This window comes from Neobacillus sp. OS1-32 (genome assembly GCF_030915425.1).
Lineage (GTDB): Bacteria > Bacillota > Bacilli > Bacillales > Cytobacillaceae > Neobacillus > Neobacillus paridis.
Genome location: NZ_CP133263.1, coordinates 3,482,173 through 3,507,129, shown reverse-complemented (window position 1 = coordinate 3,507,129; position 24,957 = coordinate 3,482,173). Strand labels below are relative to the sequence as shown.

The 24,957-nt window shown below is 42.5% G+C and carries 17 protein-coding genes, 1 pseudogene and 1 riboswitch; of the genes and pseudogenes, 3 read left to right on the top strand and 15 right to left on the bottom strand.

Going from position 1 to position 24,957, the window contains the following annotated elements:
- Nucleotides 1–80 precede the first annotated feature (80 nt).
- Nucleotides 81–1,298, bottom strand: coding sequence for an N-acetylmuramoyl-L-alanine amidase family protein (locus RCG24_RS17390; RefSeq protein ID WP_308077590.1), 1,218 nt, complete (start codon nt 1,296–1,298; stop codon nt 81–83).
- 375 nt (nt 1,299–1,673) lie between these two features.
- Entirely contained in the window at nt 1,674–3,590 is a 1,917-nt protein-coding gene (locus tag RCG24_RS17385; RefSeq protein ID WP_308077589.1) for an RCC1 domain-containing protein, read from the bottom strand.
- A gap of 491 nt (nt 3,591–4,081) precedes the next feature.
- Between RCG24_RS17385 and RCG24_RS17380 the strand changes: the two genes are divergently transcribed.
- On the top strand, nt 4,082–4,402 hold the full coding sequence (locus RCG24_RS17380) for a hypothetical protein (protein ID WP_202654506.1): 321 nt from the start codon (nt 4,082–4,084) through the stop codon (nt 4,400–4,402).
- A 22-nt stretch (nt 4,403–4,424) separates the two neighbouring features.
- Here RCG24_RS17380 and RCG24_RS17375 read toward each other — a convergent pair whose 3' ends face one another.
- The 9 genes and pseudogenes from RCG24_RS17375 to RCG24_RS17335 all read right to left on the bottom strand — a co-directional run bounded on the left by RCG24_RS17375 (nt 4,425) and on the right by RCG24_RS17335 (nt 15,324).
- A complete protein-coding gene (locus RCG24_RS17375) occupies nt 4,425–6,641 on the bottom strand; it encodes a phosphodiester glycosidase family protein (RefSeq protein WP_308077588.1) in 2,217 nt (738 codons plus the stop codon).
- Between the two features lie 98 nt (nt 6,642–6,739).
- Nucleotides 6,740–7,327 (bottom strand): hypothetical protein, encoded by a 588-nt coding sequence (locus RCG24_RS17370; protein ID WP_308077587.1) that lies wholly within the window; start codon nt 7,325–7,327, stop codon nt 6,740–6,742.
- Nucleotides 7,320–8,352 (bottom strand): annotated as a pseudogene (locus RCG24_RS17365) (SPFH domain-containing protein). The gene RCG24_RS17370 and the pseudogene RCG24_RS17365 overlap by 8 nt, the downstream one beginning before the upstream one ends.
- A gap of 159 nt (nt 8,353–8,511) precedes the next feature.
- Nucleotides 8,512–9,300, bottom strand: coding sequence for a TPM domain-containing protein (locus tag RCG24_RS17360; protein WP_308079204.1), 789 nt, complete (start codon nt 9,298–9,300; stop codon nt 8,512–8,514).
- On the bottom strand, nt 9,300–10,328 hold the full coding sequence (locus RCG24_RS17355; protein WP_308077586.1) for a TFIIB-type zinc ribbon-containing protein: 1,029 nt from the start codon (nt 10,326–10,328) through the stop codon (nt 9,300–9,302). Before RCG24_RS17355 ends, RCG24_RS17360 begins: the two co-directional genes overlap by 1 nt.
- A gap of 208 nt (nt 10,329–10,536) precedes the next feature.
- Nucleotides 10,537–10,953 (bottom strand): PspA/IM30 family protein, encoded by a 417-nt coding sequence (locus RCG24_RS17350; RefSeq protein WP_308077585.1) that lies wholly within the window; start codon nt 10,951–10,953, stop codon nt 10,537–10,539.
- A gap of 67 nt (nt 10,954–11,020) precedes the next feature.
- Nucleotides 11,021–11,293: a hypothetical protein gene (locus tag RCG24_RS17345; protein ID WP_308077584.1), complete on the bottom strand. Its 273-nt coding sequence runs from the start codon at nt 11,291–11,293 to the stop codon at nt 11,021–11,023.
- 269 nt (nt 11,294–11,562) lie between these two features.
- Complete coding sequence (locus RCG24_RS17340) at nt 11,563–13,059, bottom strand: DUF5776 domain-containing protein (protein ID WP_308077583.1); 1,497 nt, start codon at nt 13,057–13,059, stop codon at nt 11,563–11,565.
- 633 nt (nt 13,060–13,692) lie between these two features.
- Complete coding sequence (locus tag RCG24_RS17335) at nt 13,693–15,324, bottom strand: DUF5776 domain-containing protein (RefSeq protein ID WP_308077582.1); 1,632 nt, start codon at nt 15,322–15,324, stop codon at nt 13,693–13,695.
- Nucleotides 15,325–15,914: 590 nt separating this feature from the next.
- On the opposite strand from RCG24_RS17335, the gene RCG24_RS17330 reads away from it, so the two are divergent.
- Nucleotides 15,915–19,232 (top strand): glycosyl hydrolase 53 family protein, encoded by a 3,318-nt coding sequence (locus RCG24_RS17330; protein WP_308077581.1) that lies wholly within the window; start codon nt 15,915–15,917, stop codon nt 19,230–19,232.
- A 412-nt stretch (nt 19,233–19,644) separates the two neighbouring features.
- Here the strand turns inward: RCG24_RS17330 and RCG24_RS17325 are convergent, their stop codons facing one another.
- The 4 genes from RCG24_RS17325 to RCG24_RS17310 form a co-directional block, all read right to left on the bottom strand.
- Complete coding sequence (locus RCG24_RS17325) at nt 19,645–21,270, bottom strand: DVUA0089 family protein (protein ID WP_308077580.1); 1,626 nt, start codon at nt 21,268–21,270, stop codon at nt 19,645–19,647.
- 171 nt (nt 21,271–21,441) lie between these two features.
- Nucleotides 21,442–21,699 carry a hypothetical protein gene (locus RCG24_RS17320; protein WP_308077579.1) on the bottom strand — a complete coding sequence of 86 codons (258 nt, stop codon included), beginning with the start codon at nt 21,697–21,699 and terminating at the stop codon, nt 21,442–21,444.
- Nucleotides 21,696–21,962 (bottom strand): hypothetical protein, encoded by a 267-nt coding sequence (locus RCG24_RS17315; protein WP_308077578.1) that lies wholly within the window; start codon nt 21,960–21,962, stop codon nt 21,696–21,698. Before RCG24_RS17315 ends, RCG24_RS17320 begins: the two co-directional genes overlap by 4 nt.
- 87 nt (nt 21,963–22,049) lie before the next feature.
- A riboswitch (cyclic di-GMP riboswitch) is annotated at nt 22,050–22,134 on the bottom strand.
- Between the two features lie 299 nt (nt 22,135–22,433).
- The gene (locus RCG24_RS17310) at nt 22,434–23,147 is read right to left on the bottom strand and encodes a DUF3298 and DUF4163 domain-containing protein (protein ID WP_308077577.1); all 714 of its coding nucleotides are present in this window, start codon (nt 23,145–23,147) and stop codon (nt 22,434–22,436) included.
- 662 nt (nt 23,148–23,809) lie between these two features.
- Between RCG24_RS17310 and RCG24_RS17305 the strand changes: the two genes are divergently transcribed.
- Complete coding sequence (locus RCG24_RS17305; protein ID WP_308077576.1) at nt 23,810–24,808, top strand: acyltransferase; 999 nt, start codon at nt 23,810–23,812, stop codon at nt 24,806–24,808.
- Nucleotides 24,809–24,957: the final 149 nt, after the last annotated feature.

Genomic DNA, 24,957 nt, shown 5'->3' with positions numbered 1-24,957 from the left:
GCGTTGCACGGTGGGACTGATAGGAAAGTTTTTCCTATCAGCCAAGAACAAGCCGCGGTCAGCTTCCGCGGCTTTTATCGCTATGAGGAGGCAATCGCAATCGTCGTCATGCTGCCGCGATCCAGTTTTGCGATCGTTTCCATATCTTTACTCACTGCAAGATAGTACCATTTATCCTCATATTTTAACCAGCTTGTCACTGTCGCCGATTGACTGTCGAGGTAATATCTATCACCGGATAGGGTTAACCAGCCGGTTTTCACCGCGTCATTCTTTTCTGCTAAACCTGGGCGATTATTCGTGCTGAACCAGGTATTTTCAATAAACCCGTCTGCCTTTAGGTAGTACCATTTTCCTTCAGAATTGATCCAGCCAGTCTGCATTTCGCCGTTTACAGCAAAATAGTGCCATTTATTTTCCTTCTCCAGCCAGCCGGTTTTCATCGCTCCGGTTTGATCGAAAAAGTACTTTTTGCCATCCTCCTCCAACCAGCCCTTTTTCATCACTCCGTCCTTGGCAAAATAATAGCGTTTGCCTCCATCGGCCAACCAGCCGGTTTTAGCCGCTCCTGTTTGGTCAAAGTAATAACGTTTGCCCTGATAGTTCAACCACCCGGTTTTGGCCACGCCATTTGAATCAAAATAATATTTTTTACCACCGCTCTCTTGCCAGCCAGTCTGCATAACCCCTGCTTCGTTAAAGAAATATTTTTTTCCATTGATAGTCTGCAAGCCGGTCTTCTTCACGCCATTAGCTAAATAATACTTCTCGCCGCTAAATTCCTGCCAGCCGTTTAAATGGGCTTTGGCAATCGCCTCAAAGCTGTTGCTGGAATAGGTAATCACAACAGGAGTGTAATTTTTTACTTGGCTAAACAGCCAGCGCACCTCTGCATTATGCATCCGGATGCAGCCGCCGCTGACATAGCGGCCGATTGAATATTCATTGCTATTGCCATGAATCGCATAAGTGTCCCCATATGTACCTCGTGCGTTCAATCCCATCCAACGGTTGCCCAAAGGGTTACGCGGGTCTCCCCCGGGGATTTTTTCTTTGTAATAAGGGCGATTGACAATCTTCGTCACAATCATAAATTTTCCTTCAGGAGTTAAATCCCTCGTCCGCCCTGTGGCAACTTTAAATGTCCGCACCAGCTTACCGCTATCATAAAAAGCCAAGGTATTAATCTTCTTATTAATAATCAATAATTGCGATGTACCGCTCCCGCTCGCTTCTGAATGACCAGCAAAGAAAAATAGTCCAAATAAGACAACAAAAATAGCAGATAATTTCTTCATATCAATCTCTCCAATTTAGTAGTTACTACTAAAATAGCACGAGATATCTGAATATTTTGTCAAAATTTATCACCAATTTAAAAAAAATAGATTGCTAGATAAAATGAGGAAAAAAGCCCTATATGTCTTTGCTACGTTGTCGGATAATGGACTCCAATTGGCAGAAGGCACTTTTCAATTGGCGAATCAGTAGCTTCAATTGGCGTTAAGCCCTCTCCTATTGGCGGGAAACCCTCTTCTATTGGCGAAAAGCGTCCTCCTACTGGCGGGAAACCCTCTCCTATTGGCGCTAAACCCTCCCCAATTGGCGGAATGGCTGTCTGAAAAGACGTCAGGCACTACCATAAGGCAGCGCCTGACACTAAAACACCATTGTTATTTTGCATTCATAACTTTAACCGGTGCATTCCTTTGGCGGTATTTACTTCCAATTCCCAATTGACCATATCCGTTTGAGCCCCATGCCAAGACTGTTCCATCCGACCTTAATGCAACAGTGTGGTCGGTGCCAGCTTCAACCGCGACTACTTTTGTAATCGGAACCTTGACAGGGTAGGGTGCGTTCGTTGCTTTATTATTTCCTAATTTCCCGTAACGGTTTTCACCCCATGCATAGGTTGTTCCATTGTTTGCCACTGCCACCGTATGACGGTATCCGCCATCAATCTGTTTCATTTGCTGCAGATAGCCCCCGCCGTTTTCTCCTCTAATTTGGGCGGGTCTATTTTGAATCATGTTATTATAAGGAAGGCCCAATTGTCGTTGATCATTATGCCCCCAGGACCAAGCCGTCCCGTCTGCTTTAACTGCAAGGCTGTAGTAAGTTCCTCCAGTAACTTTTTTTACCTTCGTGATCAAAGGAATTTTATACGGCTTGAGGACATTGTCCATGAGATCAAAGCCGCTTTTCCCGTTGCCGATCTGGCCCCTTTCGTTATTTCCCCATGCATACACCGAGCCATCGCTCCTTACGGCTAACGAGTGGAAGCGTCCGGCACCGATCGAGACTACCTTCGTTAATCCCAGCACTTTCACGGGCCTTTCAATGGTTGCCGGGGATGTCCTGCCAATTCCCCCCTGGCCATAGGAATTATTTCCCCAGCTCCAAACCGTTCCATCCTTGCGCAGCGCCATCATATGTTCCTCTCCGGCGGCGATTGCGACAATGTTTTTCAACGATTGAATTTGGTAAGGAAACGGTCGCGGTCCGTCAATTAAGGCGAAGGGACTGCCCCACATCCATACCGTTCCATCCTTCTTTAAAGCAAGGGAAAAATTATACCCGGCGGCAATCGCTTTTACATTTTTTAACCCTATCACTTGAACAGGTTTGGATTGATTGATGGTATTTCCATTCCCTAATTGTCCTGTTTGATTCCAGCCAAAACTCCATACGGTTCCGTTCCTCTTCAGTACAAGCGTATGGTCAGAGCCTGCGGCAATCGCCGTTCCAGTTATCCCTTTGATTGGCTTTACCGGTTTCATAGTACCGGTCACATTGACCCAAAAAGTTTTCTTCAGACCTCGATATTCAGCGGTTATCACGGCTTCCCCCGGTGAAATCCCTTGAATTTTCCCCTTCGAGACTGTTGCAACATGCGGATACTGGGATTTCCAGTTTGCCTCAGCGGTAACATCTTTCTTTGTTTTATTGGAATATAGCGCGATAAGCAAAACAGATCTAGCCGCTCCCGTCTTTACAGAGATGTTTTGTTGTGGCGCGGTTAAATCAATTATCGTTACAGTGCCCTTTGGCGGTTGCGTCCCGTCGGTTGGCGGCGGGGTCTCGTCATCGTCCTCCGGCGGCTCCGCTGTTTGTAAAACAAAGCTGAATGTTACCTTCGTCGACGAAGACTGATCAATTCTTAACTTGGCATACTGACCATTATCCATTTCAATTAAATAGAGACCATTGGCTTTTAATTTGAGGGATAGTAACGGGTAACCAAGCCCATCTGTTGGAAAGGTAATCTTGTCTAAGTTCACCGGATCTGTTAACGCTTGCTGAGGAAGCTCGGCAATCCTTCTTGCCCCAATATCGCCATACTGATTAATGACAACATCTGCGGTATTTTTATCTGTCGTTACGGTCATCGTATCGAGGTCAAATCCGCCATACTTTAAGACATCCCCGGACCATTCCAATGTGTATGCAAGCAGTGGTTCATACACGCCCTTATCTTCCTCGGACCAATACAGCATTTCACCGGCGGCACGGGCTCCGGACTGCGGAATCCACGAGGCCAATACGAAAAAAGCAACAAGCAACAACAATAGCGGTTTTTTCTTCATTTTCCATCTCCCCATCATTTTTTTAGTTGGAAATCTCTATTTTGAAAACAACTGATTCTAAATAAGGAATTTGACCAGTCGACAATTGATATGCTGACACATTACCAGTCGCAGGCCGCAGGATAACCACTTTATTTCCTAGCGTTCAAATTTATGAAAAAAGACTTGGCGCTTTATGTATATTCATTCTAACTTTTTAAATGAGCAGATTTTCCCAGAGTATCAAAAAGCGGCTGGCGATCCCCAAAAGGTGAAGACAGAGGCGCAGTTCGCCCAAAAGCATAACTTTTGAACGGCATGGCCTAAACTAACGAAGCTTTCCTTTGTGCACGTATGCGCTAAGAAGGGGTTGGAAAGAGGTTTCTAAGTTGGGGACATTTGGTTTTATCACCAATTATATCATGGATTCCCGATAACAGGAAGCCATTATTAGCAGTAGCTTGCAAGCTTAATAGAGTGACAGATGGACCGATTTTTAATAGATGGCAGGAGTGGCAAAGTCCAAATTTTACCCTTCATCCATTCCTGCGCGCGTAATCCCGAGACTTTTTCGACAAGTAATTTCGAAAAAAGTTGAAAAGAAAGTTGTTATCATCAAAACAAAATATGCCAAATCGGTTGAAGAGCGGGTTACCACCGCGGAAACTGCGATTAAGCGGATCACGGAATCGATTAACAAATACTTCCAAGTAGATACAAATGAAGTTGCTCAAAAGAAACTAACTAAGCGGGCAGCTGCCATCCGGAAGATCTGCTACGTAAAAACTCTGCTGAGACTTCTCTCGGCAGAGTTTTTCTTTTCCTATCACTAAAAGGGCGGCATGGAAGCCCTGCTCACTTCAATCCATAGAATACTTGCAGCTGGTCAAAGTACAGCGTCCCTTTGCTTTTTAATTCCTGGTGCGGTTGAACCACGTAGATTTGTTTGAGTTTAATTGGTAAAGCCACATCCTTCGGAATGGCTGCTTTAACAAACTTCCAGCCCTGCCACGATAGACCCATATCTTTTGTAAAATCAATTGTCCGGCTTTTCCCTTTTCCATCGGTTAAAGTGGCCCTTAACCAGTTGTTCTTCCCGTCACCATACACATACACGCCAATAGCATTCGGCCTGCTTGTAAACACAAGGCTTTTTGCTGCGTTTAAATAAGCGGCGGATGTATTTGATTTGCTTACGGTGAAGTCATAGTTGAATTTCAAAGCGGCTTTACCTTCTTTAACCGGCTCCTTTTTCGTACTGCTCTGGCTAAATGCCGTCGCTCGAATGCTGGAAACTGTCCAATTCGTTAATTGATCAAAAGTGTCCAACACCTCTTGGTCAGGGCCGATGTTAACCGCGACAACTGCCTTTGTTTTTCCATAGGCTGCCGTGATTTGTCCGCTGCCCTTTGTCCCCGTTACGGTAAAGGTGCCGTCTTTGGAAATGGTCCCCAGTTTTCCAGTGACCGACCACTGGATCGCATGTGGCGCCATCAGGACGGTTCTCCCCTTACGGTCGTAGCCTTTGACCGATAGCTTCACCGTATCCCCGTTGCGCATCAGCAAATTGCTCTTGGAGATCGTCAGTTTAGCAAGCTGATCAACGATTTCGACAGGGAGAGAGGTGGCTGCCTGGCTATATTTTACAGTAAGCGTCCCTTTTCCTGCCTTAGCTGCGGTAAACGCCGTTCCTTTTGCCGTCCCCAATTTACTCGTTATCGACAAATTTTTCGTGGAGGCTTTTACCGGATTATAATATTGATCCAGCACGTAATCTAGTAAAATCTTAATCGACGATCCTTTTAAAAGAACACTAGTATTCGATTTATGTGCTTTTATGTATGTTGGCTGCCCATTAGGCGCTGTTGAGACCGCCATTAACGTGGTAGAAATATATCTTTCGAAGCCGTCTGCCGGGGAATTGGCCAGTTTCACAACGGAATCACCGGGATACCTGACGCCCATTGCCGTCGATCCCCCGCCATCGAGATTCAGCGCCTGGTAGGCACCGATACTGACAAGGAACTGCGCGAACTCCGTTAAATTCATACCAGTGCTATAGCCCGGCTGTCTACCATCAACCGTCACAAAGAATACATTTCGGCCGGTCTTATCAACAGCCACAGCCGTATGCGGTGCCCTTGTGATGGCATTGGGACTTTTTGGATCCATCGATAAGTCCACTTTTCCTTTATTGACAAGCATTGGCCCGCTGCCTAACATAAAATCTGCACCTTGCCAAAGGGTATCGATATCTACCGCTAGAGAAATTGAATCGCCTATTTGAATGTTCTTTAAGGCAGCCTTACTTGTTCCTGTCGCTGATAAAACAAAGCCATCCTTCGGAATCTGCGTTTTCGTTTTGTCCCCATAATCGCGAATCTTGGTAACCATTCCTGTAACCGTTGAACCGAAAGTAAGATCAAGCGGGGCATCGAGCTTCTCAACGACAACTTCGATTCCTTTCTCGCTTGTATCCGTATATTTGCTTGGATTTTTGGCAGTATAGAGAATCAGCTGATTTGTCGCTCTCGCCTTATTGGAAGCCGTAATTGGGGTTGACTTGCCGTTATGTACAAAATGTAGGTCTAAATTATAATGAGCAATGATCCCTTTCCCGTCCTTCATCCCAAAAGCAATCGGCTCATTCGCATATTCCGTTTTTCCAACCGGAAGCTTTCCGGCATTAATGAGCTGGTTATTTTCAGCAATCAAATACACAGGCAGCCCTGTCGGCCCAAAAAAGGAAGCATTAATGGTACCAACAACTTGATGCCTCGGCGCATAATACGTCAACGCTCTAGCAATGGTCTTGGATAATTTATTTAACGGATCGGGAATACCCACCTTAATTTGTGTATAAGGGTCGCTCAAATTCGCCTTTAACACACGAACGGCCTGATTGCGGGCAGATGTATTAATTCGATAATCCTGGTACGTCACCCCCGCCGATGCTTTAAATTCTTGTTTAATCGACGTGGCAGCTTGGACCGGCTTGATCGCCATACATACAAAACCCAACAACATCAGCACAAAAATAAACCAAAAACCTTTCAAAAATCTCCCCTGCATTACAAAAAGAGTCTCCTTATCTATTTATTTGCCAATCTATGACTATTATAGACTCTTATTCTAGGAAAACCAATGTTAAAAATGGAAACTGCATCCTGTTATTGGGGGAGCGCGACTGACAGGGGACGTTGATTCGGCAATTGGAGCGGGAGGGGGGTTCCGCCAGTTGGAGCGGGGTTTTCGCCAGTTGGAGCAGGGTTGCCGCCAGTTGGAGTGGAGTTTTCGCCAATTGGAGCGGGGGGACCGCCAGTTAGAGGGGGGTTTTCGCCAATTGGAGGGGGGTTTTCGCCAGTTGGAGCGGGGTTGCCGCCAATTGGAGCGGGGTTTTCGCCAGTTGGAGCGGGGTTGCCGCCAATTGGAGCGGGGTTTTCGCCAGTTGGAGCGGGGATGGCGCCAATTGGGGGATGCCGCCAGTTGGAGCGGGGATAGCGCCAGTTAGAGTGGGGTTTTCGCCAATTGAAGCAGGGTTGCCGCCAGTTGGAGTGGAGTTTTCGCCAGTTGAAGACACCTTTCCGCCAATTGATTTGCTTTAGTGAAAGGTTATTCGCAAGTATGTGAGTGTTATCCACAAGTAACGCCACTCTGTTCGCAAGTAACACTGCTCCATCCGTAAGTAAATCGGCATTAACAACTATAGCTTCCCGCCCAATAGAAAAGCGCGGCAGAAGCCGCGCTTTCTTATACAAGTTTTTGTCCGCAGTTGGAGCAAAAGTTTCCTCCAGTGGTTTTTGTGCCGCAATTTGGGCAGAAGTTCGGTTTGGATTGGGCTGGCGCCGGCTGGTTGGGTTGAGACTGATTTGGTGCCGGCTGATTTGGTGCCGGCTGGCCAGATGCAGACTGGTCAGCCGCCCCCTGGTTTGGTGTTGATTGATTCATTTGTTTCATCATTTGATTGGCGATATTCATTCCCATCATCATTCCGGCCATATCGGACGCCGCTCCGCCGCCAGTCATTTTTCCTGAGGCCATGCCATCGGTCAGCTCAATTTGCTGGTAGCGGCCGATATCGCTTACCATTCCATGGGAAGCATTTTTGTTAATCATGTTCTTGAATTTCCTTTGGATAGCTGAAACTCATGACATTAAACCCGGTAATGGAAATGCCGCTATTCATCATTTGCATATCTAAATCCTCTTGAATCCCTTTGGAAATGTCGAAGGAGTTGGCCTGCAGATTGAACATATCTTTTCCTTCCTTCGTAATCCATTTCATCAGGAGCTGGTCGAGGACAGCGGTAATCCGAATTTTCACATCATCGACAAAATATTCGTCACGCACACCAGCAATTTGGTCAATCAAGGCAATGTAATCATCGACTTTAAAGGTAAACGTTCCATTAGCGCGAACCGGCATTCCCCCTGGAAGCCCCGGCGCCGGAATATTAATCGCATTTTTCGTGCCCCATTTGACAACGAAATCCTTCGTGTTGACGAACAGCACTTCGACCCGCATGCCGCTGTTAAAGCCAAACTTAAATCCCTTTAACGTCGACAGGAACGGAATAATCTGCGACTCGATATCATAATCACCTTCGTCGCGAAACACCCCTTCAATTTTTCCATTGTTTAAAAAAATCGCATCCTGCCCCGGGCGAATAATCAACCGGCTTCCCTTTTTGATTTCACGATTGCTCCATTTATAAAAAATCATGTCATCTCTGAATTCCTGCCACTCTACCACATTAGCAAATTGATTGCGAAAAAAAGACATTCTTCAATTGCTCCCTTCCATTTTGATTCGCTGATAAAAATTAAAAATCGCTAATATATTCATGCGATTCGCTAATAAAACTTAAAAATCGCTGATATAATGCTAAAATACGCTGATATAATAGTACGGATCGGCAATATTCCGCCTAATCCCGGCGCTTTAAAACTTGCCGCCGCTGCCGCTGTGGGAGTGGCCGCCGCTCGAGATTCCACCGCCGCTGCTTGAATTATTGGACGGTTTTTTCACCTTCGTCACGGTGGTTCTTATATAATTATCGTAATGGCTCAAAACTCTTGATTGATCGTGATTCAGGTAGGTTCCCGCGTTAACAGTTACCCGGCCGCCGGAGCGATAGGCCATCAGCCCCACAACCACACCGGCCACTACAAGAGCTGCAGCCAATTGGAACCACCATTTAAACAAGATATTTTCCGGATTGACCCCTGGTTTATAGTTCATATACTCATCGGAGGTATTTAAAAATGCCGAAAAGGCTTGAAAATAGTTGCCATCAGACAGATCAGGGGTGATTTTTTCGCGAATCTGATCCAGCCGGCTGTCATCCAAATACTTCTCCGCCTTTTGAAAACCGGCCAAATAGACATTCCGCTTCTGCATGTCGATGGCCAGAATCGCCGTATTCCCATGCGGCTGATCATAGCCCGGGGCATATTTATCATAGAAATCCTCGACATAACGCTTCAGCGTTTTTCCATCGGTTCCATTGACCGTCACAACAATAAATGCCGTATTTCTTTTCTTGCCAAGCTGACTCGCCTGCGATTGCAGGTTAGCTTTTTCCTTTGCCGTCAGCAACTGGGCCTCATCATAAATATACTGATTCCTGTCAAAACTTTGCCCCTTGGCTACCGTCCCGAAAGGCAGCAGCAGCAGGAAAACGAAGAAACAGCAAAAGAGACTTTGATTTTGCAGCCATTTTTCGACCATCACCAAAAGCCACCTCCTAACATAAAGGAGACACATTTTAAAGCGAAGAAAGTCCCGGCAGCAATACCGCTAAACCAGGCAGCCACTTTCCCCATGCTGATTGGCGGTTTGCCGACAACCTTTCCCGTCTGGCCATTCATCGCAAACGTGTGCTCCGAATGGTTGTAATCATAGCTGACCATCCAAACAGGCAGCAGGACATAATTGCTGTTCACATTTTTCGTATCAATCTGTTTATTTTTATAAAAAACAGAATGGTAACCTGCAAATGTGGAGCTAATATAAGACTCAATATAGCTGCTGATTTTATCCTTCGCCCGCGGCAAAAGCTCGTCATCGGAATAATTGTATTTCTCCGCCAAAAAGCCAGCCAAATACGGAGTTTTAAAATCCTTTAATTGGTCGTACGGGTAAGGCTCCAATCGATCCATCAGCTCGTCATTCATTTTTTCCGAGGCATCGACCGGGATTTTAACATAATCAAGGTTAATATCACGGAAAGCATCATAATACTTGGTTTCAGTGTAAATGTAATCTCCCTGCGTATAGGTCCGGACCTTGGTACATTCGGCACTCACCTGCACCTTGCTGTTCAAATCGAACAGCCAAAAGGGGACATACATCCCGGTAATGCTTTTGATGCGGTCGGCGTTCATAAAGCCCCTTGGCGTAAGCAACCCTTTTCGGCACCATTTTTTAAATGCATCAATTGCTTCTTCTTTACTAATCGTAAACGGAATCACCTTCGCCGGAGCGAGCTGCCCTGACAAGCGGTCGGCGATGACGACGCCCGCACCGCAGAAACTGCAGTTTGTCGCCGTCGTGTCGGCGGTTGTCAGCAAAATGGCGCCGCAATTCTCACAATGATACTCTTTCGTCTCAACATCATTAGTAGAAGATGTCTGCAGCTCTTCCTGATAATTTTCGATTTTTTCATGTCTGCCGCAGCTTGGACAGGACAGGTCGCCGGTTTCGGAATCAAAACTCATGTCACTGCCACAGCTTGGGCATTTATAATGAAGGATCATCTTTACATCACCCTCTGGTCTATAAGTATAGTAAAATTAGTCCTCGATAGCAGCCTAATACTTGACCTCAAAATTGGATTTTTCTGCTTTTGAGGGCAGGTAGCCATTTTCTACTTGTCCTCTAAATTCTTTTTTTCTGTTTTAAAGGGCGCATAGACGCTTTCTATTTGCCCTTAAAACTCATTTTTCTGCTTTTGAGGGCAGCCGTCTAGCCGTCTTGGCTTGCTTCCACTTCGCTGATTTCAGCAGCCAGTTTATCATGCATTTGTTTCATTTTTTGGGAATTGGCAGCCGCCAAATGATAAGCTTCCTGCAGTTCCGCTAATTGCGCAGACAAAGCTGTTTTCTTTTCCAAAAACCGCCGAGCGTCCCTTTCGTTGCCGGACTCCGTTGCCTTGACCGCATAGCGTTCCATCTTGGCTATGGTCTCCTCGCATTCAGCAACCGCCCGCTTAGCGCGCTGCTCTTCCATCATCACGGTTGCTGTTTCCGACTTAATCCTTCCTAAATCCTTTTTCAACTTTTGTAAATACAGGGCAATCATTTTCTCGGGATCATCGGCCTTCTCCAATAAGGCATTCAAGTTACGTTCCATGATCTCCCGGAATCTTCCTATCATGCTCATACTAGCACTCCTCGCTAAATACATCACTACATTATACTGGTTCATTTTAAAAAAAGTTTCATTTCTTCTAAGCTAAATAGTAACCGGTTATAATTAGCGGAGAACCTTCTAAAAATGATGAGTAACCACCTTCAATTAGCGGGGTCCCTTCTCCTATTGGCGAAAACCCCTCTCCTATTGGCGATAACCTCTCCTCAATTGGCGAAAAACCCGCTTCTATTGGCGGGCTACTCTCCCCAATTGGCGGGAACCCTACTTCTATTGGCGATAACCTCTCCCCAATTGGCGAAAAACCCTCTCCTATTGGCGGAAACCCCTCGCCTATTGGCGATAACAGCACCTCAATTGGCGGAAAACCCTCTCCTATTGGTGGGCGGATACCTCACTCAGTCAGGCCGCCTCTACTAAGCCGTATAATACAAAAGAGGCTGTCCCAAAAGCTATGATGTCAAGCACCATTTGGGACAGCCCCCTAATAATTGATATTTGAATTTAGCAATGGGATACTGAAGTTCACATCCCTCTTATTCGAGCGGTACCTGGCACCTAAATTAATCTGGCGGGCCAGTTGCACCTATCCTGGGGGGGCGCAACGGACAGCCACCCTCATCAAGAAATCTTCTGGACGTAGCTTTTACTAGCCGTTATATAGGTTCCGCTTGATGTCTTTAATCTTGGAGTACCTGATGCCGTGTAAGCAATACCGCTAATCGTAACGACCTTGTTTTTCTTTAATCCCCTGATCCGGTTTGCGGTTGTGAAGTTCGTGCTTTTGTATTCATACAATCCTTTTGTAATCTTCACCTTTTTGGGTGCAGTGGTATAGTACTGATCAATAGTGGAAATTACCTTCAACACGTAGTCTTTACTAGCCGTAATATAGGTCCCGCTTGATGTCTTTAATCTCGGGGTGCCTGATGCTGTATAAGCAATACCGCTAATCGTTACGATTTTGTTTTTCTGCAAACCTCTAATCCGATTCGCGGTTATGAAGTTTGTGCTTTTGTATTCATACAATCCTTTTTTAATGACCACCTTTTTGGGTACAGCGGTATAGTACTGATCAATAGTGGCAATTACCTTCAAAACATAGTCTTTATTGGCGGTAATATAATATCCATTAGACAGCTTTAAACGAGGGATACCATTAGTTGAATAAGCAACACCTGTTACGGACACGATGTGATTGGCTGTTAATGCGGTTTTTACAGTATCCCGCGTACAATTCGGATTCTCGTACTGATAAACTTTCTTTAAAATGACTACCTTTTTCGGATTGACCGTATAGTAGTTTGCTTTAATTAGGGAATCTTCCGTATAATTTGGATTACCCTTATCATTTGGATCATCGGTGAAAAACCCGAGTGTTAAATCAGGATGGAGACGGTTTAAGTCCACATATGTATTGATTCCTTTGACGATTCCTTTATCGGTATATTGCCATAGATCATAATCATACTTCGGGGGAGTGTTGGTATTGTTATATCTAGGAATCCACACAAAATCAAATTTAGATGTATCAATATTCAGATCTTCATATAAATGATGGGCAATGTACACGCCAATTTTTTTATCCGTATATTTCCGTAATTCGGTTACATACGAATTGATAATCGCGCGCATACTTTCTCCTGATTTACTCGTCTTTTCCTCAACATCGACAACATAAAATAGCGTATTTTTATTGGCCCGGTTGTAAAAATCCTTCGCTTCCGTTTTGGCATCGGTGGTCGAAATCGACCGGTTATAGGCGTATACACCAAATGGAACCTTATATTGAATCGCACCGTTCTCGTAGGTCTTATGTAAAGGATCCTCATAACTGCTTCCATCTTGCGTGCGAATAATCACTAAATCCAAATAGTTACTAGCCGTTTTCCAGTCGATCGTTCCTTGCCACTTCGAAATATCAGCAATCACCGGTTCATCAACGGAAGAACGTAATAATGATCGAGCGCTAAAATTTGTTTCATTTGAGTCCGTCTCCCATTTCGTCGTACTATCCGGATTGGCCGGTGCCATGTCTGCATATGCGGCCTCCTGAACACTCAATATGGCCAAAATACTAATCCCCAATAATACTGCAAGCAAATAAAACTTTTTCAATTTTACTTTCTCTCCTCCCTTGACACTAAACGCTATTAAACAATAGATTTTGTCGAATCATCTACTCAGCTGCCATAGCAATAGAATAATTTCCTTTGGGGCATACCCAGTAATGTCGAAAAACTGTTCGAAATAGGCAGGCAATGAGGATCCATTGACTTTCAATACCTCCTTTCGTTATCTGCTATTACAAAATCTATTATTCTTCCCATATTAATTTAGTATAAATATGACATCTATCTACGAATTTTGACAAACCTACACCCCTAATTCTACCAATATGGGAGGGGCATTTCCAGTAGGGCAAATTTCCTATTTAATAGACATTCCTATCCGGTTATTGTAAAAAACTCGGCGATTGGCGGGCCCTTTAGGGCAGTTTATAGGGATAGTTGAATTTATGCGACATAGGAAAGCCGCTGATTGGCGAGCCGTAAAGGTCAAAGACAGTGGCGTAGTTCACCCCAAAAGGATCACTTTGGGCTGCGCTGCCTAGTCTCACAAATATTCCCTTGTACACTTAGGCCAAGCAGCTTCTCTCGGCCAAAAAAATTCCCTGGGGAGAATCCTCTCCACAGGGCCATTCCAAACCTAATTTCCTGTTAAACTTCGACAAAATCCGAGTGGTATCAATCAAGCAAGCTTCTGAACGTAGCTTTTATTAGCCGAAATATAGGTACCTTTTGATGTCTTTAATATCGGCGTGCCTGACGCTGTATAAACAATACCGGTAATCGGAACAACTGTGTTTTTCTTCACTGCTCTAATCCGGTTCGCGGTTGTGCAGTTTGTGCTTTTGTATTCATACAATCCTTTTGTAATCTTCACTTTTTTGGGTACCGTTGTATAGTAATGATCAATATTCGCTGTCATCTTCAAAACATAGTCTTTATGAGCGGTAATATAGGTGCCTCTTGATGTCTTTAGCTTCGGCGTGCCTGTTGCTGAATAAACGATACCGGTAATCGGAACAACTGTGTTTTTCTGCAATGCCCTGATCCGGTTCGCAGTTATATTTAACATACTTCTGTATTCATATAATCCCTTTTTCACCACCACTTTTTTCGGTGCCGTTGTATAGTACTTCCCAATATCCGCTGTCACCTTTAAAACATAGTCTTTAGCGGCACTTATGTAATACCCATTAGATAGCCTTAAACAAGGAGTGCCTTTAGATGAGAAAGCTACGCCTGTTACAGACACGATACTATTGGCCGTTAAGGCTGTTTTTTTAGCATCTTGCGTTAAATTCGGATTCGCATACTGATAAATGGTCTTTAAAATGACTACCTTTTTGGGATTAGCAGTATAGTACTTTGCTAGATCCAGCAATTCCCCCGCATAATTTGGATCACTGGTATCGTTTTTTTCACCGGAATTAGTTTTATCGCCAGGACTAGTTTTATCACCGGCATCAGTTTTTTCACCAGGATTAGTTTTATCACCGAGATCAGTTGTGCCGCCGGTATCACTTGGATCGCCAGCATCTACTGAATCATTACTATCATCGGTGAAAAACTCGAGTGTTACATCAGGATGGAGACGGTTTAAGTCCACATATGTATTGATTCCTTTGACGATTCCTTTATCGGTATATTGCCATAGATCATAATCATAATTCGGAGGAGTGTTGGTATTGTTGTATCTAGGAATCCACACAAAATCAAATTTTGAAGTATCAATATTCAAACTTTTGTATAAATGATGGGCAATGTATACGCCAATTTTTTTATCTGTATATTTCCGTAATTCGGTTACATACGAATTGATGATCGTGCGCATACTCTCTCCTGATTTACTCGTATTCTCTTCAACATCGACAACATAAAATAGCGTATTTTTATTGGCCCGGTTGTAAAAATCCTTCGCTTCCGCTTTGGCATCGGCGGATGAAATCGACTTATTATAGGCATAAACACCAAATGGAACTTTATATTGAATTGCGGCGTTTTCGTTCACTTTATGCAGAGGATCCTCATAACTGCTTCCAGCTTGCGTGCGAATAATCACTAAATCCAAATAGTTACTAGCCGTTTTCCAGTCGATCGTTCCCTGCCACTTCGAAATATCAGCAATTACCGGCTCATCAACGGACGAACGTAATAATGATTGAGTCCTGAGACTTGTTCCATTTGAGTCCGTCTCCCATTTCGTCGTACTATCCGGATTGGCCGGTGCCATGTCCGCATATGCAGCATTCTGAACACCCAACATGGCCAAAATACTAATCCCCAATAACACTGCAAGCAAATAAAACTTCTTCAATTTTACTTCCTCTCCTCCTCGATACTAAACGTAAATTTTGACTGTTAGGTAATAGATTCTGCCACACCATCTACTTATCTGCCAATATATAACCTTATTTGATAGAATATTATCTTTTCAGGCTTTAATAGCGGTTTTGAACGAAGCTTTTCAAATATGCAGGCAATGAAGATTAATCGACTTTTAACCCCTCATTCGCCATCATCACCGATAAAATCTATTATTCCTTTCTACTATAGTAATGCTATGACATTAATCTATAAATTTTGACAAACCTCCACCCTCCTAATTTTACCAAAATAATAGCAACCTTTCTAGAAGTGATTTCTTAAAGATTAGTGAAACATAACCACATTGAAGAGATATTTCAAACGAAACAAGCTATTTTGGAAATTAATTTCCTGCAATTCCCGCTATTATTTTCACCCTAAGGGTAATAGAATCTATTTGTTATGGAAAAAAGGGGTGAAAAATCGAGCAGCATTAGCACATGTTATGCGGTGGGGAAATGGTGTTGTCATCAACTATCAACAACAAGGAAATTTTTCCGCCATAAAAAAGATATAGAAATGTTTGAAGGGGGAACTTTCATGAATAAGATAACTAAATCATTCCTGGTGGCAGGCTCCACGTTAGCATTATTAACGGGATCGTTTGCCCCATCTTTAGCGGTACCGCTTGCATACGCTGATACTGTCTCATCTGCTTATAGCAACGGTACTGATACTGGCGCTGCTAAATTACCAGCTGCCATCAATAAAGTATCCACTGTTACAGAGGATACGATTCGTGGTGTAGATTTAACACCATACCAAGCTGAATTGGCCGCCGGTGTTAAATACAAAGATTTTAACGGCCAAACGCTGGATGAAAATGGGTTTATGAATCTATTAAAAGAATCTGGCATCAATTATATCAATCTTAAGGTTGCGGTTAATCCTAAAAATGATTCAGGAGCATCCTACGGCGGCGGAAATCCGACTCTAGATAATGCTATTAAAACGGCAAAAGCTGCCAAGGCTGCAGGATTAAAGGTTAATATTAACTTCTTATTCTCGGACTTTTATACATTTAAAGACAACCAAAAGCTGCCCAAAAATTGGTCAACCGATAACTTGAAGCAGACCGCCGTTCAATATATTCATAACGCCTTAAATGAATTGAAAGGCAACAACGTTACACCTGAGATCATCACAATTGGAAGTAATATGGCTCAGAATTTCCTAAACCAAGATTTAGCAACTGGTAATGAAATTCTGGCGGCTGTTACCCATGAAATTCGAACCATCAACAGCAGCAGCAAAATCGCATTAGGATATGCCGGTCCCGGATCAGGCTGGTTTACAACCATTGCAAACAATCTTAAAAGTGCCCATGTCGATTATGATATTTTAGGGGCCAATGTATATGCAGCATGGGATAAAATGCCGGATATACAAGGGGCCAAGGAAGCGGCTAATAATGCTGGTAAAAAGTTTGCCATATTAAGTGTCAGCTACCCTTTTACCGATCAAGATTCAGATGGACAAAGTAATGGCTCAACAGCCGGGGATATTGTCAGCCAAGGTATCGGGGCACTAAGTCCACAAGGCCAAGCGACATATCTGCGCAAACTTTACAGTGCGATCACAACTGACGGCAACAATACGGCCGACGCTGGTGTCTTTTATGACAATGCGGTGTGGATTGCTGTAGATGCCGGCAATAGCGGTGCCCATTGGCAAGCCAATAAAGCGGCAGCGGAGCAATATGGAACCGGTTGGGCAACAACGGCTGCTGCTGGCTATGTAGATGGTGCTGATCAATGGGCAGGTGCCAGTTCTGTGGATAACCAAGCCTTATTTGATGACTTGGGGAATCCGCTCCAATCTCTAACAACATTTAAACAATTGTTGTCCGGTACAGAAGATAACAACGATAGCAGCGAGACAAATAATGATATTCCGCAAGCGGATCCTTATCAAACTGGGGCTGATACCGGCTTAAAGGATCAGTCCGTTACAATTAAAAAGATTTCAACCATGTCCCCTGATACCATTCGTGGCGTGGATATTTCATCATATGAAGCGTTGAAGCAAGCGGGCGTAAAATATTACGATTACGAAGGTAAGGAGCAAAGTCTGTTAAAGATCCTTCATGATAATGGTGTTAACTATATCAGATTACGCATTTGGAATGATCCCAAAAATGCCGATGGTGCAATCTATGGTGGCGGACAGTCTGATGTGGCGCATGAACTAAAAATTGCCGAAGAAGCTGCCAAGTATGGAATAAAAGTATCACTTGATTTCCACTATTCAGATTTCTGGGCAGACCCTGCACAACAAATATTGCCGAAGGCTTGGCAAGGTCATAGCGACTCACAATTGCAACAGGATGTTTACAACTTTACCAGTGACACCATTAAAAAGTTCCAAGCAGTAGGTGCCGATGTTGGAATGGTCCAAGTTGGTAATGAGATTACCAATGGCATGATGGGTGTGACGACCAACCGTGATAAGGGGGAATCATACGCTGGTGTTTGGAACGATAAAACAAAATCTGCACGTGTTAATGGTTATTTAAAGGCTGGTGTCAAGGCTGTTCGTGATACGGCACCAAATGCTTTAGTAACTTTACACATCGAAACCCCTAATGTTAAAAAGTATACAGATATTATGAATGCTTGGAAGCGTGATGGGGTCGACTATGATGTACTTGGATCTTCTTACTACCCATATTGGTCAGTAACGGCAAAGTCCAATACCCCTGATACCTTAACTAAAGTGGAAAAACTGGCTGCCAGTTATGGAAAATTGTTTGCTGTTATGGAAACAGCGTGGACTAACAGCTTGAAAGACTCCGATGGGACACCCAATTCAATCGGTGAAGAACAAAGTGATTGGCAAAATACGAATGCCTTCCCAGTTGGACCACAGGGGCAAGTAGATGCTATGACAAGTCTATACAGTACAATGATGAGTCAATCAAACGGCCTGGGTGCATTCTATTGGGAGCCAGCTTGGATTCCTGTTTATCCTGGTTGGACCAATTGGAAAGCTAATAAAGAAATAGCTGAAAAGTTCGGAACCGGTTGGGCAAGTTCAGGTGCCGTCGGTTATTTTCCAGACAGTAAATTGTATTGGAATGGTCAACCTGCTTGGGGTGGTTCATCATGGGATAACCAAACCTTATTTGATAATCACGGTTATGCTTTACAATCACTGAAGTTTTATAAGGACTCTATTGGCGAGAGCTCAACCCAAACAACAGTGTTTAAATATGTTGATGCTAAGACAGGTAAATCAATTACAACTAATACCATTGTTAGGGGAACTGTTGGTCAGACAATGAAAGTTACTTTACCAGCTGTAAAGTATTACATCCCCTCTTCCAAGTCATATACCTATACACTCAAACCAAATACAGAGGGTGTTAAAACTATCACAGTAAAGTATGACTCAAATCCACAAGGGGATGCGGTTAAATATGGTAAGTATGTTACTGTAACAAACAAAAACTATACCGTATGGAAAAACTTCAGCTGGGAAAAGAAGAATGCCACTGCAGTCAATAAAACCTACCTTGCTAAGTATGTTTACAATCATAGTAACGGATCAAAATATTTTTCGCTTTATGATGACAAGGGCAAATGGGTAGGTTATATCAATGCCAAAGCTGTTAAAGCAGGTAACGGTAAGCAAGGCTACCCGCTGAAGTACGGCAAGTATGTCACTGTAAAAAGTAAGCACTACAACGTATATCAAAGCTTCAGTTGGAAGAAAAAGAATGTCAAAGTAATCAATAAAACCTACCTTGCTAAGTATGTTTATTATCATAGTAACGGATCAAAATATCTATCTCTTTATGATGGCAAGGGGAAATGGATCGGCTATATCAATGCCAAAGCTATAACCAATAAAAGGTAAGTATTTTACCAGCAAGCACATAAAACTAAATAAAATATAACATACAAGCAGGGTGCGAAATTGGTTTCGCAACCTGCTTTGTGTTTTAAGAACAATCATTTGCTTTTACAATTTCCTATACACGTCCAACCCTCATTCCCGAACCATTACATAAAGAAGTAGGTTAACCCGACTGTGCTGCCATGAAGGAGAATCTATCATTTCAACTGTACTAGGTGACCGAAGGAAGGTTGGGTTGCCCCGGTGATTGGGGAAAGTAGAACCGCTCTAAACGACCCAAAGTTGGATTACTCTAATGCTTGAGGAGAAATCACGCGGTGTCAGGCACCGTTTATAGATGCAAAGGAATCCCCCACTTGATAACAAGCCGGAGGATTTTCTTGAGGAAGCATCAGACTCTATGCCTGTCTTTCTACTTAACCTTTATGGTTTTATATGAACTTTTGTTGCCGGCTTTATCGAGCGCGGCTACCTTAATAAAGGTACCCTTCTTTCTTGGGGTCATTTTTATTTTGTATTTTCCGTATTTATCTGCTTTGGCGGAGCCGATTTTATGATTACCGATCGTAGCGACCACGGTTGAATATGGTTCCGCTTTTCCGGTAATATATTTTGATTTGCTGTTAATTGAGTAAACAACCGGCGTCGTTGGCGGGATTCGATCGACAACGGTGACCGTCATCTTTTTACTGCCGTATTTGTTGGCAGCTGTGACCTCAATTTTTGCCCCGGCTTGTTGCTTCGCAATCGTTTGTTTGTATTCGCCCTTACTGTTAACGGAAGCATGGTAGGTTTTAGAACCGACTTTAACATAAACCGTGCTGTCTTTACTTGTTTTTCCAGTTACCGTTGTACTTTTGTTGCTAACCGTGTTCACGCTAAGAGCCGGCAGCAGGAACGGCGCATCTACACGTAAGCTGTATTTCCCCGTGGAGCTGCTATATTGGTGGACTCTAATATAGTAGGTGCCCGCAGACAGGGTTTCTGTGTCGAACCATTTTTTCGGATTATTGAAAGCACCGTAGTAGATATCCTTATTGCTCCATATCTTATTGCCATGATTATCGATCAGGTCTAGATAAGTATCATAGATATAGGAATCCATCCGGACTGTAATCGTGCCGGCTTTCGGCAATGTGAATTTATAGTAATCCTCATCGTCATTCCAGCTGATAAAACCAGTTACTTTTTGCGTATTTAATTTGAGCTCTTGCGCTTGCGGGGTGCCGTTGTTGGGCTCTTTATCGGTATTATTGGCTTGATTAAAGGCCGCAGAAAGCACATATTTTCCGGTTGAATTACTATACTGATGGACCTTAATATAGTAGGTGCCTGGCTCCAGGTCCTCCCAATCGGACCATTTTTTCGGGTCATCCGTACGGCCATAGTAGATATCTTCGTTATGCCAGACGTAATTTCCTTGATCATCGATTAAATCAAGATAGGTTTCATCCATATACGAGTCCAGATTAACAGTAATCCTGCCAGCCTTATCCAGGTGAATTTTATAATAGTCGGTATCGTCATTCCAGCTGATAAAACCAGTTACTTTTTGCGTATTTAAGGTGAGCTCTTGGGCTTGCAGGGTGCCATTGTTCGGCTCTTTATCCGTATTATAGGCTTGGTCATAGGTAACTGATAAATCGTATTTTCCCGTACTACTGTTGTATTGGTGGACTCTTATGTAGTAGGTGCCTGGCTCTAAGTCCTCCCAACCCGACCATTTTTTCGGGTCATCCGTACGGCCATAGTAGATATCTTCGTTATGCCAGACGTAATTTCCTTGATCATCGATTAAATCAAGATAGGTTTCATCCATATAAGAATCTAGGTTGACGGTAATTCTGCCCGCGCCGTTTAAGACGATCTTATACATTTGTTCCGGGTCAGAATCGGTAATATTTCCGGTCGTTTTCGTTCCAAACGGTAAGTCCTGCGTTGTGCTTGCTGAAGCTTGATTGCTTTGGAACGTCATCGAAGGAAGGATGATGATGAAAGCAATCAAGAAAAATACCACTTTTTTAGCCAATTTGTTCATGCTTTTTCCCCCATTGATAGTATAGTAATGATACAGTCTTTGTTGATGAATAAGTTGAACGGAAAAATCCCCCAAAAAATCTAGTACCTCTCCTCAAGTCACTATAATCGAGAAGAAAATCTTAAGGAAATAATATTTTTTCAATCTTGTAGTCTCCTTATTCGTGTTCGTTTAGAGTCCATGTTTTATGTACTTTTTCACAAGTTTCAGGTGTCCTGTTGTCGAAATGGTATATTCCTTGACATCCCAAATGCCTGAATGTCTGGCTGCATTGGGCTCTCTGGATGGATCCCAATTTTTCTTTACTCTTTCAATGGCCACTTTCACTTTATTTGAAGCGAGGAACTTAACCTCTAATCCTGCCCCACTGCCAAAATTCTTTTTGAAAAATACTTTCCCGTTTTGATGGACACCAACCAATGTTGTCATTTCCCCGCCAGTTGCCCCGGAATAATACGAAAGGAACGTATCACGATTGCTGGTAACGGTAAATTGAGTCTGTCCGCCACCATCGATAATGGATTGTTTGGCAGCTTCTTTGGAAATTTACCCGCATCCCCGTTGAAGTCATAAGCCGGATAAACTTTTGAACTACTCTTTGCAGCTACAGGTATATTGCAAAAACTGCTCACTGACAAAATACAAATGAAGATCGCTGCTAATAATTTGAAGTACTTTCCCTTCAAGCTCACATGTCCCCCTCCTAAAATAGTATATAAAAAGCCCTGCAATCTTATTTGACCGCAGGGCAAAGATAACGATATAGAATCTATCAGTTATTATGCAACCCAACTGCCATAGCAATACTGCTTTAGGCTCGTAGCTTTGCGTCCCCATCTTTCAATGGGTTTGCCATGGTTGTAGGTAAGATATCATAGGTGTTATAGATTTATTTTAGGGTCTAAAGTTGGATGAATCAATATATTTTTCTATTTTCCCCCTGAACTTTTTGAATAATCCATATTTCGATAGCTTTTGTAGTGTATGCAAGGATCGAAATTGTCGATGAATACGAAAAGATAGAATCTCAGCAAATTCATATGAATCAAGGAGAAGAAAGCAACAATCTTTTAGAAGACTACACCCAAACTCTTAATTTCCGTTTCATTTCAGTTGCTTCCTATCATAGGTTCATGGTATTTTTTTATAAAAATTGGCTGCCTTTATTTATATACTTGGCTCGGAATTTTGACCGTCGGGGTACCACTTGAGTATGGACCTACTTCATACTCCTGGAATACTAGGATAATTCCCCCGCTAGTAAAATAAAACTGGGTTTTACTATTAATTTTTAGATTATCTTTTAATTCTTCTACAAAAAATAGATTCGGGCGTTTGGCCATATAGTTATATGTATAGTTATACACCTTTTGAAGCTTGGCCTTCGTTTTGACAACATCCGTCAGCTTATATTGTTTGCCGCTCTTTAAGTTGAAGTTGTAAACGGTAACAGCACTATTGCCATGGGCACCGCCGGAAAACTGATAATCCGATATACGAATGCTTAGCTTACCGCTCATATTGTATTGAACCTTATAAGAAACGTTATACTCATAGCTGCAGCTAGACGGATACTGCTTACAAATAGGGTCGCTCTGGAATTCTTCCATAGACTTTTTCAAGTCCGTATATCCCTTATAGGATTGCTTGATATGGCTATATAGCACCTTATTTATTTTGGCCTGAGCCGATTTGCTAACGCCTCCTGAAACCTGCGGATACTTAAGGAACTTTTTCCCTTTGTAAATTTTCGTGATGACCTTAGCTTTAGCTGATGCTGCCTCAACTTGACTCGTGCTGCTTTCAAAGGAAAAAACAGCAGCACCTAAAAGCAGCAAACTCAAAACAATTTTTCCAATTGCAAGTATTCTTTTCATTGTTTAACCCCCATTTTTATATTTTACCTATTTATTATAGTAGGTTAGGGGTTAAAAATGAAAGCTAGATTTTAGGAATTAGTAAGAAAGATATGTTGATCGTATTCCCGTCTTCCCAGGGGTAAATTTATTTACTCGGATTTTTTAAAAAATTATGTTAAATGGGCCTTATTTGAGATACAGGGGGATTGATGTGGACTTTTTGTCGGTTATTTCTTTTTTGGAGTTGGACCGAAACGTTGATAATATCTTCGGTTCAAGCAACTAGACTGCTTCTACGAACCAAGATGATCGAATTAACGACAAAGCACCTATATGCTTTCTCAGTGATTTACCGTGCTAAACTTTAACTACCTATCTAACAGTAATTACAGCTTATTCGTCAGTAGTCCCACGGAAGGAAGACTGCAACCGACCAGACCACCTTAACTTTGCAAGGATTGATAAAGCAGCGCCAAAGATACATAATAGACATATAAGAAACTTCTAAAACGGTCGATGTAACCAGAAAACGAAGACGAGTGTCAGACTAAGGGGAAAACTTGAGTGTCTCAATAGGTAGAAGGCAACTGACTGCAATGGTGCTTTTCTACAATTCGAAACGAGGGAGAACCCCGTTTTTTATTGTTTTTTAAATAGTTTGGACATCGGAGGCGATCATTATGAATACACACATTATGAAGCTAAGGTTTTGGGCAATACTGGCTGTTATTATGATACATTCAACAGCTCCATTTCTTTATAAACCGATAGGAAATGAATTTCTTGCAGGAAACGTTCTCGACAGTTTATCAAGATTTGCTGTGCCACTTTTTCTACTAATCAGCGGCGCCCTCTTGTTACATAAAGATGAACCACTATCCGTTTTTTTAAAGAAGAGAGCTGCGAAAATTATAATTCCATTTTTAGTTTGGAGTTTTATTTATTATTTGTACAAAAGAAATATCCTGTTTACACTCGATTTTGAAAAATTCTATATTAGAGATTTCTTAAAACTATTTATTACAGGAAATGTTTATTATCATTTATGGTATATTTATTTGATCGTTTTTGTTTACTTATTTATTCCCGTTTTAAGAAAGGTGGTTCAAAATACACCAACTAACATTCTTTTGTATTACGTCATTCTTTCTTTTATATTGGAAAACGGCTATCTCATCGGTACAAGTTATTTACATATTAGTCCTAAAATTTATTTTTCTGGTTTTTCTGGCTATGTTTCTTATTTAATTTTAGGTTATTTGATTTTTCACAGGGATTTATTTTTAAATAAACGGGGGATGATTTACACTTTAGGTATTTTATCTTTAATTGTGACATTTACCGGAACCTACCTTAGTTCCCTTTCATTCGGTAGATATCATCCCTATTTTTATAAATATTTGTCGTTTAACGTTTTAATTTATACCATTTTCATCGTAGTCCTTATCTCTCATACAAATAAAAACATATTTAAAATCACGAGAAGCATCTCTGAAGTCAGTTTTACGATGTATTTTGTCCATATTATCTTTTCGAAATATTTCCAGCAATACTTAAATGCTTTCGATTTACAGCCGTCTCTTTATATTATTGCTTTATTTGGATTGACAGTTATAGCTTCCTATCTTTTTTCACTGTTGATTAGTAAAATTCCGATTGTAAGAAAAGTCCTTAGTTAAAAATAGTGGTGTGAGGGGCCGGGAGTATTAACTCCCTCCCGCTCGAAGGAAAACTTTTTCAAAAAAATTAACCGTGATGCCAGCCGGTTACTCTTGTGGAATGCGGACACCCATACTATTCCCCCATTTTGCTGACCGATTTTCCCCCT

Excerpts from the sequence above, each read along its gene's own strand:
- RCG24_RS17310 (WP_308077577.1), bottom strand. The coding sequence starts at position 23,147 with ATGAAAAGAATACTTGCAATTGGAAAAATTGTTTTGAGTTTGCTGCTT.
- RCG24_RS17390 (WP_308077590.1), bottom strand. The coding sequence starts at position 1,298 with ATGAAGAAATTATCTGCTATTTTTGTTGTCTTATTTGGACTATTTTTC.
- RCG24_RS17385 (WP_308077589.1), bottom strand. The coding sequence starts at position 3,590 with ATGAAGAAAAAACCGCTATTGTTGTTGCTTGTTGCTTTTTTCGTATTG.
- RCG24_RS17320 (WP_308077579.1), bottom strand. The coding sequence starts at position 21,699 with ATGACAACATTGGTTGGTGTCCATCAAAACGGGAAAGTATTTTTCAAA.
- RCG24_RS17325 (WP_308077580.1), bottom strand. The coding sequence starts at position 21,270 with ATGAACAAATTGGCTAAAAAAGTGGTATTTTTCTTGATTGCTTTCATC.
- RCG24_RS17360 (WP_308079204.1), bottom strand. The coding sequence starts at position 9,300 with ATGGTCGAAAAATGGCTGCAAAATCAAAGTCTCTTTTGCTGTTTCTTC.
- RCG24_RS17375 (WP_308077588.1), bottom strand. The coding sequence starts at position 6,641 with ATGCAGGGGAGATTTTTGAAAGGTTTTTGGTTTATTTTTGTGCTGATG.
- RCG24_RS17305 (WP_308077576.1), top strand. The coding sequence starts at position 23,810 with ATGAATACACACATTATGAAGCTAAGGTTTTGGGCAATACTGGCTGTT.
- RCG24_RS17330 (WP_308077581.1), top strand. The coding sequence starts at position 15,915 with ATGAATAAGATAACTAAATCATTCCTGGTGGCAGGCTCCACGTTAGCA.
- RCG24_RS17350 (WP_308077585.1), bottom strand. The coding sequence starts at position 10,953 with ATGAGCATGATAGGAAGATTCCGGGAGATCATGGAACGTAACTTGAAT.
- RCG24_RS17355 (WP_308077586.1), bottom strand. The coding sequence starts at position 10,328 with ATGATCCTTCATTATAAATGCCCAAGCTGTGGCAGTGACATGAGTTTT.